Raw genomic sequence first — 15,580 nt, forward strand, 5'->3', positions numbered from 1 at the left:
ACATAAAAAATTCGACACAAGTACCCTGAGCTTCGTGTCGAATTTTTTGATTAGTTTAGTCCGTATTCTTTGATTTTGTTGTAAAGGGTGCCGCGTGAAATGCCAAGCAAATCTGCTGCTGCACTTTTGTTTCCATAGGTTTTTTGAAGAGTCTCTTCTATTAGCCTAGCTTCTTGAAGAGAATCTTCTTCTTTTTGAACTTCTGTGAAAGAACTTGCATCCTTCAGATTGTCAGGAAGGTGCGTAAGGGTAATCAACGACTGATCACTTAGAAAAATCATTCGTTCAATCGTATTTCTCAGCTCGCGAATATTGCCTGGCCAATCGTATTGCATAAAGGCTTCGAGAACTTCAGAGGTAATGAAAGGAGCCTTCTTTTTATACTTCTTGCTGAATTCCTGTACAAATTGCTGTGTCAATGCTTCGATGTCTTCTTTATGGTCTCGAAGCGGCGGAATTATAATGTTAATGACGGTCAGCAAATAGTAAAGATTTTCATGGAATTCACCGGCTTTTAGCAACTCTTCCAAAGGCGTCGTGGTAGAGGCTACAATTCGGGTTTGAACTTGAATTTCTTCCGTGCCTCCAACGTGATAAAAGGATCGTTCTTCCAAGTAACGCAGAAACTTAACTTGAATTTCAAGAGGCATTTTATCAATTTCTTCAATAAATAACGTCCCGTTGTGAGCCTGCTCCAGTTTTCCCGCAATGGTTGTTGGATCTTCTGAAAAGACATCTTTTTGATGACCAAAGAGCTCAATTTCCAGGAGTCCCGATGGAATAGTGGCGCAATTTAAAGATAAAAAAGGTTCTTTATGTTTGGCTCCACCGTAGTGGATGGCCTGAGCCAGCATTTCTTTCCCAGAACCAGGTTCTCCTGTTAATAAAATAGGCATATCTGTAGATGCCACTTTTTTGGCAATGTCAACGGCTTGCTTAATTTCAGGACTGATACCCGCGAAAGAAGAAAATGGATTATCTTTTGGAATGAGAAGAGACACATCAATTTCTTCATTTAATCTTACAATATTGGTAATGTCATGTTCAGTTGCGACTCCACCTATGACTCGATTGTTTCTTATAATAGGAGATGCATTGATGAGCACGTGAGTTTGTTCATTAGGACGATGATACGTTCCGCGTACAGGGCGCCCTTCATTTAGAATCGTATGTAGAATGATGGATTCATCTTTGAAATGCTCTCCGATTTTTCTACCAATAATATCATCTCTCTGAATCTTATACGTATGTTCCGCAGCAGTATTCCACAAGATTACATTTCCTTCATTATCGACCGCTGTCACTGCATCATTAATGGTTTCTGCCAATGTATCAAAATAGGAAGCTAATATCTCATTTTGGCTATGCAAATGTGTAATCCACTGCGAAGGTGTTACAAGTCCTATTGTGGTTTCTTGGTTTTCTGCTTGAATGAGGACTGGTCTGTTCCAGTTTGTGTTGCCTTGTAAATTGGCTAACGTAGAAGTAGAAGATGAAGGCCAATTTGTATCCGCTATTACTTTTTTTATGGACGATGCCTCGTCATGACCTGTTAACAGGTATCGTTCATCTTTTTGTATTACATAAAAGGTACTTGCTGTGACTACGACGAAGTCATAGTTTGAAAGTTCAGATGTCACTTTAGCTAAAGAAGTTGATTCTTCAACTGTTATAAAGGAGTTATTTATAAGAACTTGATCAACGCTTGCCATACTAAACCCCTCTCGGTACATATTTTTTATACTGTATCATAATTTAGAAATTGGCGCAAAAGCCTATCTTTTTCAAACAATAACGCAGCTTACTTTCTTTTATTGCTTTCATCTAAAGAGTTGTATTCCCTTCGAAAAGGGTAGTATAAGAATTTAGTGGGTAATAAAGTAACAGGGTAAAAAATAAAAACAAACAAACACTATATAAGATTAATACTCATTAGTTTCATTTATGATTATAAAGTGATAAAATACGAATATCAGTTCGTGTTTTCGGTTTTTACATATCGTAATAAAAATAGATAAAACAAGAAAATAGAAACGGAGGCCTTCATTTGAAAGATCAGTTTGAATTAGTATCCCCATATCAACCGCAGGGTGATCAGCCAAAGGCAATTGAAAAGATCGTGAAAGGAATTAAAGAAGGTAAGCAGCATCAAGTTTTGTTAGGTGCTACAGGAACGGGAAAAACTTTCACCATGTCTAATGTTATTAAGGAAATAAATAAGCCGACACTAATTATGGCTCATAACAAAACGCTTGCTGGTCAATTGTACAGTGAGTTTAAAGAGTTTTTTCCTAATAATGCAGTCGAATACTTTGTCAGTTACTACGATTACTATCAGCCTGAAGCCTATGTACCTCAAACAGATACATTTATTGAAAAAGATGCAAGCATTAATGATGAAATTGATAAACTTCGTCACTCGGCAACTTCTTCTCTTTTTGAACGAAAAGATGTCATTATTATTGCCAGCGTATCCTGTATTTATGGCTTAGGGTCTCCGGAAGAATACAAAGAAATGGTCGTATCTCTTCGAGTAGGAATGGAAAAAGAGCGTAATCAGCTGCTTCGTACGCTAGTAGATGTACAGTACGAAAGAAATGATATTGACTTTAAGCGCGGAACGTTTCGCGTTCGCGGTGATGTTGTGGAGATTTTCCCTGTGTCTCGAGATGAACACTGTATTCGCGTCGAGTTTTTCGGCGATGAAATTGACCGCATCCGAGAAGTTGACGCTCTAACAGGAGAAATCATTGGTGATCGTGAACATGTAGCTATCTTCCCGGCATCTCACTTTGTCACGAGAGAAGAAAAAATGCGTGTTGCCATTCAAAATATTGAAAAAGAACTAGAAGAACAGCTAGAGAAGCTAAAAGAAGCAGGCAAGCTTTTAGAAGCGCAGCGCTTGGAGCAGCGCACGCGCTACGACCTAGAAATGATGAGAGAAATGGGCTTTTGTTCGGGAATCGAGAACTACTCTCGTCATTTAACGCTTCGTCCCGCTGGTTCTACACCTTATACACTGCTGGACTTCTTCCCTGAAGATTTCCTTCTTGTTGTGGATGAATCACACGTTACGATTCCTCAAGTTAGAGGAATGTACAATGGGGACCAAGCGCGTAAACAAGTGTTAGTGGACCATGGTTTCCGCTTGCCTTCCGCATTAGATAACCGCCCGCTTAAATTTGATGAATTTGAACAGCATATTAACCAAATTGTTCATGTTTCCGCAACACCAGGTCCTTATGAACTTGAGAAGGCACCTGATGTGATTGAACAAATTATCCGTCCAACGGGATTATTGGATCCAAATATTGAAGTTCGACCAATTGAAGGGCAGATTGATGATTTAATTGGAGAAATTCACGACCGGATTAAGCGAAATGAACGAGTACTCGTTACGACGTTAACAAAGAAAATGTCCGAGGATTTAACGAACTACTTAAAAGAAATCGGCATTAAAGTTCAATATCTTCACTCTGAAGTGAAGACGCTCGAGCGTATTGAAATTATCCGAGAGCTGCGGCTTGGAAAGTACGATGTGCTTGTAGGAATTAACTTACTTCGTGAAGGTTTAGATATTCCGGAAGTTTCGTTAGTAACCATATTAGACGCGGATAAAGAAGGATTCTTGCGTTCAGAACGATCGCTTATTCAAACCATCGGACGTGCTGCACGAAATGCTAATGGACATGTCATTATGTATGCAGATCGCATCACAAACTCCATGGACATTGCTATCAATGAGACCAAGCGTCGTAGAAGTATTCAAGAAGCTTACAATGAAGAGCATGGTATTACACCGACAACGATTCAAAAAGAAGTTCGAGGCTCAATTCGTGCAACAGTAGTAGCAGAAGATACAGAAACGTATGAAGAAGCACCGGCATTTGATAAGCTCAACAAAAAAGAAAAAGCAAAGCTCGTAGAAGAAATGGAACAAGAAATGAAAGAAGCAGCCAAAGCGCTTAACTTTGAACGCGCAGCTGAGCTTCGTGACTTGATTCTAGAATTAAAAGCGGAAGGGTGATAAAACATGGCGATGGAAAAAATCGTGGTAAAAGGTGCACGAGCCCACAATTTGAAAAATATCGATATTGAAATCCCGCGAGACAAATTAGTAGTATTAACAGGGTTATCAGGTTCTGGTAAATCTTCTTTAGCTTTCGATACAATCTATGCAGAAGGACAAAGACGTTATGTCGAGTCGCTTTCGGCATATGCAAGACAGTTTTTAGGTCAAATGGATAAGCCCGATGTAGATTCAATCGAAGGATTGTCGCCTGCTATTTCAATCGATCAAAAAACAACGAGCCGAAACCCTCGTTCAACCGTCGGAACTGTGACCGAAATCTATGACTATTTGCGCCTTTTGTTTGCTCGTGTAGGAAAGCCGATTTGTCCTAATCATGGAATTGAAATTACATCTCAAACGATTGAGCAAATGGTAGATAGAATTTTAGAGTACCCTGAACGTACAAAGCTTCAAGTACTGGCACCTGTGGTATCTGGCCGAAAAGGTACCCACGTAAAAGTGTTAGAAGATATTAAAAAGGAAGGGTACGTTCGCATTCGAGTAGACGGAGAAATGCGTGAAATAACAGAAGAAATTGAACTGGAAAAAAACAAAAAGCACTCCATTGAAGTAGTAATTGATCGCGTTGTTGTAAAAGAAGGTGTAGCCGCTCGTTTGTCGGACTCTTTGGAATCAGCTCTTCGCCTCGGAGAAGGGAAAGTAATTATTGATGTGATAGGTGAAGAAGAACTGCTTTTTAGTGAGCATCATGCTTGTCCAAAATGTGGTTTCTCCATTGGAGAACTTGAGCCCCGCATGTTTTCATTTAATAGTCCGTACGGGGCGTGTCCAACGTGTGACGGGTTAGGAACGAAATTGGAAGTGGACAAAGATTTAGTTATTCCTAACTATGACTTAACGCTTCGTCAGCACGCAATTGCACCTTGGGAGCCAACAAGTTCTCAATACTATCCGCAGCTGCTTGAAGCCGTATGTACACATTACGGCATCGATATGGACGTGCCGGTGCGAGATATCCCGGAACATTTATTTGATAAAGTATTATATGGCAGCGGTAAAGAAAAAATTTACTTTCGCTATGAAAATGATTTTGGCCAAGTAAGAGAAAATCATATCGAATTTGAAGGCGTGCTTCGGAATGTAGAGCGCCGTTATCATGAAACAAGTTCAGATTATATCCGTGAGCAAATGGAAAAGTACATGGCTCAGCAAGCTTGCCCAAAATGTAAAGGAAATCGCTTAAAACGCGAAAGCTTAGCGGTGCTTATTGACGAAAAGCATATAGGAGATACAACCCGCTTCTCCGTAAAAGAAGCATATGATTTTTTTGAAAGTCTCAGCCTATCTGAAAAAGACATGAAGATTGCGGATATGATACTGCGTGAAATTCGTGAGCGTCTAAGCTTTCTCATTAACGTGGGGCTTGATTACCTAACATTAAACCGCTCTGCTGGAACTCTCTCGGGAGGAGAAGCACAGCGGATCCGTTTAGCTACTCAAATTGGTTCTCGTTTGACGGGGGTTCTTTATATTTTAGATGAACCTTCTATCGGTCTTCATCAGCGTGATAATGATCGCTTAATTCGCACGATGCAAGATATGCGCGATATTGGAAATACGTTGATTGTTGTAGAACATGACGAAGATACGATGATGGCAGCTGATTATTTAATTGATATCGGACCAGGAGCCGGCGTACACGGAGGTGCTGTTGTTTCTCAAGGTGCGCCTCAGGAAGTGATGAAGGATGAAAACTCTTTAACGGGTCAATATCTATCAGGAGAGAAGTTTATTCCTCTTCCAGCGGAAAGACGGTCAATAGATAAAGATCGGATGATTGAAATTATAGGAGCAAAAGAAAATAATTTAAAAAATGTAAAAGCAAAGCTTCCGTTAGGTATGTTCACGGCTGTTACAGGTGTATCTGGATCAGGTAAGAGTACGCTGGTAAATGATATCCTTCATAAATCATTGGCGCAAAAGCTGCATAAAGCAAAAAGCAAAGCAGGAGAACATAAAGAAATCAAAGGCATTGAACACTTAGATAAAGTCATCGATATTGATCAGTCTCCCATAGGCCGTACGCCTCGTTCGAACCCTGCAACTTATACAGGTGTATTCGATGACATCCGAGATGTATTTGCCCAAACAAACGAAGCAAAAGTGCGCGGATATAAAAAAGGCCGTTTTAGCTTTAACGTGAAAGGCGGCCGCTGTGAAGCTTGTCGAGGAGACGGTATTATCAAGATTGAAATGCATTTCTTGCCAGATGTATACGTCCCTTGTGAAGTCTGCCACGGCAAACGATATAACCGTGAAACTTTAGAAGTGAAATACAAAGATCAAAACATTTCAGATGTGTTGGATATGACCGTTGAAGACGCGCTTCACTTCTTTGAAAACATTCCAAAGATTAAGCGGAAGCTGCAGACAATTTACGATGTAGGACTTGGCTATATCACCCTTGGACAGCCGGCTACTACTTTATCCGGTGGAGAGGCACAGCGTGTAAAATTAGCTTCAGAGCTTCACCGCCGCTCAACAGGAAGAACGCTGTACATTTTAGACGAACCGACTACCGGTCTTCATGTCGATGATATTGCACGATTATTAAAAGTGCTCCAGCGTTTAGTTGAAAATGGAGATACGGTTTTAGTGATCGAACATAATTTAGACGTCATCAAAGCAGCTGATTACCTGCTTGATTTAGGGCCTGAAGGTGGAGATAAAGGCGGACAAATTGTGGCTACGGGTACGCCAGAAGAAGTGGCAAAAGTAAAAGAATCCTATACTGGTCATTATTTGAAGCCAATTTTAGAACGTGACCGCAAGCGTATGGAGAAAAAAGTTGAAAAAGCAGAGGCATTAACTCGTTAAAAGACACCAGCATTGGTGTCTTTTTTATAAAGAATGAAACTTTTTAACTCATTAAACCGTAATACATGATATAAGGAGCTGATTATTATGGAAGGAAATCGCATACTATCTTCCTTAAATTATTTTAGCGTTTTCTTTGCACCATTTTTATTACCTATTATTATTTATTTTGTTGTTCATAACATAGAAGTAAAGAAACATGCAAAAACTGCATTTTTGTCACATTTATTACCTATCGCTACAGCGATCTTGTTCTTATTTTTCTTGCTTCCTGCTCTTACTGGCTCTAGTGGAACGGTATTTATTCTTTTAATTGTAGCTTTAGTTGTTGTTTCTTTAGTTAATGTTGTTGTGTTTGTATGGAATATTGTAAAAGGGATACAAATATTAAGCAGATAAAAGTTAAATGACTAAAACGTAAAGAGGAGATGGAAGGTATGAGTGAAAAGCGTAAACAAATTTTACAGATGGTAGAAGAAGGGAAACTTAGCGTAGATGAGGCTTTAACTTTGCTGAATTCATTGGAAAAAGACTCAGCTAATGATTCTTCCTATGCTACGCCTGATAAAGCTGAGCTATCCCCTTATGTAGGAGGAAAACAGAAAAAAACGTACGCTTCTAAGTCATCTCAAAGCTCTTTAAAGGAAAAATTATTTACATTTGTAGATCAAACGGTAAAAAAAGTAAAAGAAGGAGATTTAGATTTTAACTTTGGTCCTTCGATTGACGTTCAGCACATCTTTCAACAATCAGAAGCATATATTCAAGAGATTGACGTAGATTTAGCAAATGGAAGCGTCCAACTCCGACCTTGGGGAAGTACAGAAGTACGAATAGAGTGTGAAGCTGCTATCTACAAAGTAGAGAATTCGGATGAAGCACGCCGCACTTTCTTGCAGCATACGGCGTTTTCCATTGAAAATGGCAAATTGCGCTTTTCAATTCAGCAAAAGCAAATGAAAGTGAAAGCGATTATTTATATTCCAGAAATGGAATATGAACGCGTCAAGCTCCGTATGTTTAATGGTTCAATCGATGGGGAAAGACTAAGCGTACGAGACCTGAAAGCCAAAACAGCTAATGGTACCATCCGCTTTTACGATGTGAACAGCCATTCTCTCGAAATGGAGACATCAAACGGGCACATGGAACTTTCTCGAATACTCGCTTCGAAATGTGAGCTTGAAACAATCAATGGAACGGTTAAATTTGATGGAGATACAAAAAAGATTGATGTTCAGACATTTAACGGAGATATTGATACGTATTTAAAAGGAGAGCGCATTGAAAAAGCATTTTTTAAAACGACTACAGGAAGCATTACGCTCTATACGCCGCCTCATCTCTCCGTTGATGGAGATTTGAAATCTAACTTTGGGAATTTTACTTGTACACTTCCTGAGATGGAAATAGTAGATGAGAAAAAAGAAACGGTGATGAAACAACTTCGTTTCAAAGCAAATGTCGCTTCGCCCAAAGGCTATAAATTGTTAGCTGAATCCAAAACGGGCTCAATTGTTATAAAATAGAAAACGCTTGTTTTAGTAAAAAAACAAAGGAGATGATTAACGTGCGAAAGTTGTATCGTTCGCGAACAAATCGCAAGCTTGCGGGTGTTATCGGCGGTATTTCTCAGTATATCGGAATAGATGCTTCACTACTCCGCGTATTGTTTATCATCAGTTTATTTTTTACAGTAGGTACTCCGGTCATCTTATATATGATTTTTGTGTTTTTAGTTCCAAATGAAGAAGGAGATTTCTAAAAATGTTATTGCGTGGAATCATTAGTATTTTAATCAATGCCCTCGTATTAATCGTAATTGCAGGTTATATCGACACTTTCCACTTGGAATCAGTCAGTGCAGCTATTATCGCGAGCTTGATTCTATCTATTTTGAACGTGTTTGTTAAGCCGATTTTAATTTTACTTACCCTGCCGGTGACATTTCTTACGCTTGGGCTGTTTTTATTCGTCATTAATGCCATTACGCTGATGATTACACAAAGTGTTATGGGAGATTCTTTTAATATTGACGGGTTTGGTACAGCGCTTTTAGCCTCAGTAATTATGTCGCTTTTAAATGCGCTTATTCAACGAGTGATTGTTGAACCGCTTCAAAATAGAAGATAACTTTCTTGCAATATTTAATTTTCTAAAAAAGATGGTAAGGTGATGCAGCCTATGCCATCTTTTTTTTCTTTTCTTTCCGTATTAATGATAAAATAAAATGGCTAGAACCAAACGCGACATAAAAGCGAGAGTTGGATATACTGTAGACATGAACAGGTATATGACTGTTCATAAAAGGAGGATGCACGGTGGTTAAAGTACGTACAAAAGACATCATTGAGAAATTTAAATTAGAACTTATTAGCGGAGAAGAAGGAATCGACCGCCCTATTTCAACAAGTGATATTTCACGTCCAGGTATTGAAATGGCAGGTTATTTTACATATTACCCAGCAGAACGTATCCAGCTGTTAGGTAAAACAGAACTATCATTTTTTAAACAATTAGATGATGAACAAAAAAAAGTTCGAATGGAAAAGATGTGTACAGATATCACGCCGGCTATCATTGTTTCGCGCGAAATGGATGTACCGAAAGAACTTATCGAAGCTTCAGAGCGTGAATCAGTTCCTGTGCTGCGTTCAAGCTTTAAAACAACGCGACTTTCCAGCCATTTAACGAATTTTCTTGAAAGCCGGCTAGCACCTACTACTGCCATGCACGGCGTATTAGTTGATATATACGGAATTGGTGTATTAATCATGGGAAAAAGCGGCGTTGGTAAAAGTGAAACAGCTCTAGAGCTTGTTAAGAGGGGACATCGTCTAGTAGCCGATGACTGTGTGGAAATCCGTCAAGAAGATCAAGACACGCTTGTAGGAAATGCACCTGGTTTAATCGAGCATTTGCTTGAAATTCGAGGACTAGGGATCATCAATGTGATGACGCTATTCGGCGCAGGAGCTGTACGAAGCTATAAGCGAATTTCACTTGTTATTCAGTTAGAGACATGGGATCAGCAGAAACATTATGATCGCCTTGGTTTAGAAGAAGATAAAATGAAAATTATTGATACAGACGTTACAAAAATTACATTGCCAGTACGTCCGGGACGAAACTTAGCTGTTATCATTGAAGTGGCGGCAATGAACTTCCGCTTAAAGCGTATGGGTATTAACGCAGCAGAACAATTTTCTGCACGTCTAACAGATGTAATTGAAGAAGGAGATCGTGAAGATTTATAAGAAAGGGTGTTAACTTGTGGAAGCAACTATTCAGCCGTTAGATCGCGTTTTCCTTGAAATTGGCCCTCTAACGGTCTACTGGTACGGCGTAATTATCGGTGCAGGTGTTCTATTAGGTCTTTATATTGCGACAAGAGAAAGTGTAAGAAGAGGCTTATCAAAAGATACATTTGTTGATCTTATCTTATTTGCTGTGCCAATAGCTATTATTTGTGCACGAATTTATTATGTATCCTTTGAATGGGGATACTATTCAAAGCATTTAAATGAAATACCTCAGATTTGGCAAGGTGGGATTGCCATTCATGGGGGCTTAATCGGAGGCGTATTAACTGCCATTGTGTATTCGAAAGTAAAAAAAATTTCATTTTGGAAGTTGGCTGATATTGCTGCGCCTAGTTTAATCCTTGGCCAAGCCATTGGGCGCTGGGGAAACTTTATGAATCAAGAGGCACATGGGGGCCCGGTTACCCGTGCTTTTTTAGAAGGGTTGCACCTTCCAAATTTTATCATTAACCAAATGTATATTAACGGTACATACTACCATCCTACGTTTTTATACGAATCATTATGGGATTTTGCCGGATTTATCCTGTTGATGGTACTTCGCCGCACCAGTCTGCGAAAAGGAGAAATTTTCTTATCTTATTTAATCTGGTACTCAGTTGGACGCTTCTTTGTAGAAGGGCTTCGCACGGATAGTTTAATGCTGACGCATACACTCAGAATCGCTCAAGTTGTTTCACTCGCACTGATTGTAATAGCCATTATTTTAATTATTGTCCGCCGCGTGACGGGCATGAGTAAACAGAAATACTTAGAGAATGAAGAAGCACAATCTAAGGCGTAAATGAAGAAAAGCTACAAGATTTACACAAACTTGATTTGACGCAAGGGAAGGAAATGAATAATGACGATTAATACGGTTTTGTTTGATTTAGACGGTACGTTAATTGATACAAATGAATTAATTATTGCTTCGTTTACTCATACGCTTAATCACTATTATCCTGAACAATATACTCGTGAAGATATTTTACAGTTTATGGGACCTCCTTTATACGACACGTTTGTAGAAATGGATAAAACGAAAGTAAACGAAATGATTGAGATGTATCGCACGCATAATCTAGCTAATCATGATTTGCTTGTTAAAGAATTTGAAGGCGTACTTGAAACAGTTAAATGGCTGCACGAGCAGAATTATAAATTAGGCATTGTCACAACAAAGCAAAGAAATACGGTCATGATGGGGCTTAAGTTAACAAAGTTAGACCAGTTCTTTGATACGATTGTTGCAATTGAAGACGTAACAAATGCAAAGCCGCATCCTGAGCCAGTAGAAAAAGCACTGAAGCTGCTTAATGCTAAACCTGAAGAAGCGCTGATGGTGGGAGATAACCATCATGACATCGTTTCTGGCCAAAGAGCTTATACGAAAACAGCTGGAGTTGCTTGGAGCGCAAAAGGAAGAGATCATATCGCTTCTTATAATCCTGATATTATTTTAGAGAATATGACGGATTTAATTGATATATTAAAAGGAGAACGTCAGTGAGAAAAACGACGCGCTATCCGGTTAAAGGAGCTAATTCCCTTTGGCATGTCTATAAGACCGTGCCTTTTTGGAAAGTAGTGCGCAACTTCCTAATCATTCAATGCGCTCGCTATACGCCTTTTCTTTCGATGAAAAACTGGCTGTACAAAGCGTGCTTAGGGATGAAAGTAGGACCTCAAACATCCTTTGCCCTTATGGTGATGCTCGATATTATGTTTCCTGAAAAAATACAAGTAGGACGCAATACGGTTATCGGATACAATACAACTATTCTCGCTCATGAATATCTGATAACGGAATATCGTCTTGGAGATGTCATCATTGGGGATGAAGTGATGATTGGAGCAAATAGCACCATCCTTCCAGGCGTAACAATCGGCAACGGAGCGGTTGTAGCGGCTGGAACGGTGGTTCATAAAGATGTAGCACCCGGTTTCTTTGTTGGAGGTAACCCTATGCGTGTCATCTATACAAAAGAAGAAATGGAAAAGCGCAAGGAAGCAGAGCCTAAAGCCACAACTTAGCAAGAACTAAGCTGTGGTTTTTTTTGTAAATTTGAACAGCTGGCGGTTGACGGCTGACTTTATCGGGTGTAAACTATCAATAACTTTAATTTGTTATTTCGCTAATACATTAGCGTAATAAAGCGAAATCAACCTATCAATAATAGATAAAATCAAGCTTAAAGGACGTGTCGGAATGTCAAAGTTATTTATGTTTGAAAAACCCCTTGGAATGAGAGATACCCTGCCAGCTCTTTTTGAAAGAAAAAAACAAGTTCGCAATCAGCTGGCAGATGAAATCAGCAGCTGGGGCTATCAATATATGGCAACGCCTACTGTGGAATACTACGAGACGGTAGGAAGCGCATCAGCTATTTTAGATCAACAATTGTTTAAACTTTTAGATAAAGAAGGGCATACGCTTGTGCTGCGACCGGATGTAACAACGCCATTTGCACGTGTGGCCGCTTCAAAACTTTTAAATAATTCTCCTTTGCGCTTAGCTTATGAAGCAAATGTATTCCGAGCTCAGCAGCGTGAGGGCGGCCGCCCGGCGGAGTTTGAACAAATAGGCGTTGAGCTAATTGGAGACGCTACGATGAGCAGCGATGCTGAAGTGATTGCTCTCATGATCGGCGCGTTAAAAAGAGCGGGACTTAAATCATTTAAAGTGGCAATTGGCCACATCGGGTTTGTTAATTCGCTTTTTTTAGAAATTGTCGGAAATGAAGAACGTGCTAACGTGCTTCGCCGCTTTTTATATGAGAAAAATTACGTGGGTTATCGTAATCATGTAAAAGATTTGAATCTATCTTCTATTGATAAACAGCGTCTCCTTCAGCTGCTTAACCTGCGCGGAGATGAAAAGAAGATTGAAGAAGCGGTTGAACTAGTTGAAAACGAAGCTGGTAAAAAAGCAGCCGGTGATTTGAAAAAGCTATGGAATATGCTTGATGCGTACGGTGTAACGGATGAAATTAAAATTGATTTTAACTTAGTCAGTCATATGAGCTATTACACAGGTATTTTATTTGAAGTCTTTGCTGAAAACGTTGGTTTCCATATCGGTAATGGAGGACGTTATGACCAGCTTCTTGAAAAATTTGCGTCTAAAACACCAGCTACAGGATTTGGAATTCAGCTCGACCGCTTAATTGAAGCGCTGGGCGAAGAAGTATATGAGCCTTCAGCAGTATACGGCATATTATATAGCCAGGAGCGTTTAGATGAGGCATTAGCTTTAGCTGCTGAACAGCGCAAGCAAGGATACCGGGTAGTGACTCAGGAAATTGCAGGTGTTGATGATGTTGATGTATTTACTGCACAGTTTGAAGAAGTCACGTTTCTAATTGGAAAACGAGGCAAGGGGGGACAATAATGAGTGAACTATTAACAATTGCAATGCCAAAAGGACGTATTTTTGAAGAAGCAGCTGAACTTTTGCGTCAAGCAGACTTTCAATTGCCGCCAGAATTTGACGATTCGCGCAAGCTGATTGTAGACATTCCTGAAGAGAACATGCGCTTTATTTTAGCAAAACCAATGGACGTTACTACTTATGTAGAATACGGAGTAGCGGATCTTGGTATTGCAGGTAAAGACGTAATGTTAGAAGAAGAAAGAGATGTCTATGAGCTGTTGGATTTAAATATTAGTAAATGTCATCTGGCCGTTGCCGGTTTGCCTAATGCTAAAAAATCAGAAATTGCTCAAAAAGTGGCAACCAAATATCCAAATGTAGCATCTACTTATTTCAGGGAGCAAGGAGAGCAAGTAGAAATTATTAAATTGAATGGTTCCATTGAATTAGCGCCTTTAATCGGCCTGGCTGATCGGATCGTTGATATTGTATCAACAGGACAAACACTAAAAGAGAACGGACTTGTTGAATTGGAGCACATTGAAGATATTACATCGCGTTTGATTGTGAACCCTGTGAGCTATCGTTTAAAAGACGAACGAATTGATGATTTAGTGAATCGTTTAGCCCAAGTGGTTCAACCTGTATAAAAGAGGTGACATACATTGAAAATTACACGTGTAACAGAACAAGTGAGCTTAAAACGTACGATTGATCAAGGAACGAGTGCTCAAAGAGAAATTGTCGTAAATATTTTAAAGCAGGTGCAAGAGCAAAAAGACGAAGCTTTAAAAAGGTATACAGCCCAATTTGACGGCGTTGAGCTTTCTTCTTTGCTTGTGACAGAACAAGAAAAGAAGCGTGCTTATGAGCTGGTTGATGCAGATATGCTGTCAATCATTCGTGAAGCTGCTGACAACATTCGTGATTACCACGAAAGAATGGTCGAGCAGTCTTGGATGACAACAAAAGAAGATGGAACCATTTTAGGGCAGAAAGTAACGCCTTTAGATGCAGTAGGTGTTTATGTACCGGGAGGCCTTGCGGCTTATCCTTCTTCCGTTTTAATGAATGTCATTCCTGCTCAAGTGGCAGGTGTAAAACGTATCGTGATGGTTTCACCTCCAGGAAAAGACGGCGCGCTTCCTGCTGGAGTAGTGGTAGCAGCGAGTGAGCTTGGGGTCAAAGAGATTTATAAAGTAGGGGGAGCTCAGGCAGTAGGGGCACTTGCCTATGGAACAGAAACAATTCAATCCGTCGATAAAATTGTAGGGCCAGGTAATATCTTTGTTGCATTAGCGAAAAGGGAAGTATATGGCTTAGTAGACATTGACTCAATTGCTGGACCTAGTGAAATTGTCGTACTAGCAGACGATACGGCTAAGCCGAACGAAGTGGCCGCTGATTTATTGTCTCAAGCAGAACATGACAAATTAGCTTCAAGTATTTTAGTTACACCTTCTATGAAATTAGCCGAAGCTGTTAAAGAAGAAGTGGAAAGACAAGTGGAATCTTTACCTCGTAAAGAAATTGCAAAACCTTCTATTGATAACCATGGCGCTATTTATGTGACCGGGTCATTAGAAGAAGCGATTGAAGCTGTTAATCAATTAGCTCCTGAGCATTTAGAAATTATGACTGAAAGTCCGCTTGAACTTTTAGGTTCCATTCGTCATGCCGGTGCTATTTTTCTAGGAAGATACAGCTCAGAACCTGTTGGCGATTATTTCGCGGGACCAAACCATGTTCTTCCAACAAATGGGACAGCAAAATTCTCAAGTCCTTTATCAGTTGATTCATTTGTGAAAAAGTCTAGCATCATTTCATACAGCCAACAAGCTCTGCAGAAAAATGTCTCGAAAATCGCAGCATTTGCTCGTTTAGAAGGGCTAGAAGCTCATGCAAGGGCGGTTGAAGAACGCTTTAAAAAATAAGGTGGAGATTAAAAGAAAAGAGTAGAAATGTTCTTTTCTTTACTTATTACATGCACAG

General features: G+C 39.6%; 14 protein-coding genes. 13 read left to right on the plus strand and 1 reads right to left on the minus strand.

Features of this window, described 5'->3' with window-relative positions:
* Positions 1-50: 50 nt before the first annotated feature.
* Positions 51-1,712 carry a sigma-54 interaction domain-containing protein gene (locus AC1DEF_RS21360; protein WP_097824891.1) on the minus strand — a complete coding sequence of 554 codons (1,662 nt, stop codon included), beginning with the start codon at positions 1,710-1,712 and terminating at the stop codon, positions 51-53.
* Positions 1,713-2,047: 335 nt separating this feature from the next.
* Here AC1DEF_RS21360 and uvrB point away from each other — a divergent pair, with 335 nt between their 5' ends.
* The 13 genes from uvrB (at position 2,048) to hisD (ending at position 15,522) form a co-directional block, all read left to right on the plus strand.
* Complete coding sequence (uvrB, locus tag AC1DEF_RS21365) at positions 2,048-4,027, plus strand: excinuclease ABC subunit UvrB (protein ID WP_013059732.1); 1,980 nt, start codon at positions 2,048-2,050, stop codon at positions 4,025-4,027.
* Between the two features lie 6 nt (positions 4,028-4,033).
* Positions 4,034-6,910, plus strand: a complete 2,877-nt coding sequence (uvrA, locus tag AC1DEF_RS21370) for an excinuclease ABC subunit UvrA (RefSeq protein WP_043977369.1) — start codon at positions 4,034-4,036, stop codon at positions 6,908-6,910.
* A gap of 87 nt (positions 6,911-6,997) precedes the next feature.
* The gene (locus AC1DEF_RS21375) at positions 6,998-7,309 is read left to right on the plus strand and encodes a hypothetical protein (RefSeq protein WP_013059730.1); all 312 of its coding nucleotides are present in this window, start codon (positions 6,998-7,000) and stop codon (positions 7,307-7,309) included.
* A 38-nt stretch (positions 7,310-7,347) separates the two neighbouring features.
* Positions 7,348-8,439 carry a DUF4097 family beta strand repeat-containing protein gene (locus tag AC1DEF_RS21380; RefSeq protein ID WP_043977367.1) on the plus strand — a complete coding sequence of 364 codons (1,092 nt, stop codon included), beginning with the start codon at positions 7,348-7,350 and terminating at the stop codon, positions 8,437-8,439.
* 41 nt (positions 8,440-8,480) lie between these two features.
* Positions 8,481-8,675: a PspC domain-containing protein gene (locus AC1DEF_RS21385; RefSeq protein ID WP_013059728.1), complete on the plus strand. Its 195-nt coding sequence runs from the start codon at positions 8,481-8,483 to the stop codon at positions 8,673-8,675.
* Positions 8,676-8,677: 2 nt separating this feature from the next.
* On the plus strand, positions 8,678-9,043 hold the full coding sequence (locus AC1DEF_RS21390) for a phage holin family protein (RefSeq protein ID WP_013059727.1): 366 nt from the start codon (positions 8,678-8,680) through the stop codon (positions 9,041-9,043).
* A 188-nt stretch (positions 9,044-9,231) separates the two neighbouring features.
* Positions 9,232-10,167, plus strand: a complete 936-nt coding sequence (gene hprK, locus AC1DEF_RS21395; protein WP_013085404.1) for an HPr(Ser) kinase/phosphatase — start codon at positions 9,232-9,234, stop codon at positions 10,165-10,167.
* A 16-nt stretch (positions 10,168-10,183) separates the two neighbouring features.
* A complete protein-coding gene (gene lgt, locus AC1DEF_RS21400; RefSeq protein ID WP_013085403.1) occupies positions 10,184-11,017 on the plus strand; it encodes a prolipoprotein diacylglyceryl transferase in 834 nt (277 codons plus the stop codon).
* Positions 11,018-11,077: 60 nt separating this feature from the next.
* Complete coding sequence (gene ppaX, locus AC1DEF_RS21405; protein ID WP_028409653.1) at positions 11,078-11,725, plus strand: pyrophosphatase PpaX; 648 nt, start codon at positions 11,078-11,080, stop codon at positions 11,723-11,725.
* Complete coding sequence (locus tag AC1DEF_RS21410; RefSeq protein WP_097824890.1) at positions 11,722-12,249, plus strand: acyltransferase; 528 nt, start codon at positions 11,722-11,724, stop codon at positions 12,247-12,249. The genes ppaX and AC1DEF_RS21410 overlap by 4 nt, the downstream gene beginning before the upstream one ends.
* 175 nt (positions 12,250-12,424) lie before the next feature.
* Positions 12,425-13,606, plus strand: a complete 1,182-nt coding sequence (locus AC1DEF_RS21415; RefSeq protein ID WP_043977360.1) for an ATP phosphoribosyltransferase regulatory subunit — start codon at positions 12,425-12,427, stop codon at positions 13,604-13,606.
* Complete coding sequence (hisG, locus tag AC1DEF_RS21420; protein ID WP_013059721.1) at positions 13,606-14,238, plus strand: ATP phosphoribosyltransferase; 633 nt, start codon at positions 13,606-13,608, stop codon at positions 14,236-14,238. The genes AC1DEF_RS21415 and hisG overlap by 1 nt, the downstream gene beginning before the upstream one ends.
* A 15-nt stretch (positions 14,239-14,253) precedes the next feature.
* Positions 14,254-15,522 carry a histidinol dehydrogenase gene (gene hisD, locus AC1DEF_RS21425; RefSeq protein ID WP_013085399.1) on the plus strand — a complete coding sequence of 423 codons (1,269 nt, stop codon included), beginning with the start codon at positions 14,254-14,256 and terminating at the stop codon, positions 15,520-15,522.
* Positions 15,523-15,580 lie beyond the last annotated feature (58 nt).

The sequence above is a fragment of the Priestia sp. 10L35 genome, from assembly GCF_056395685.1.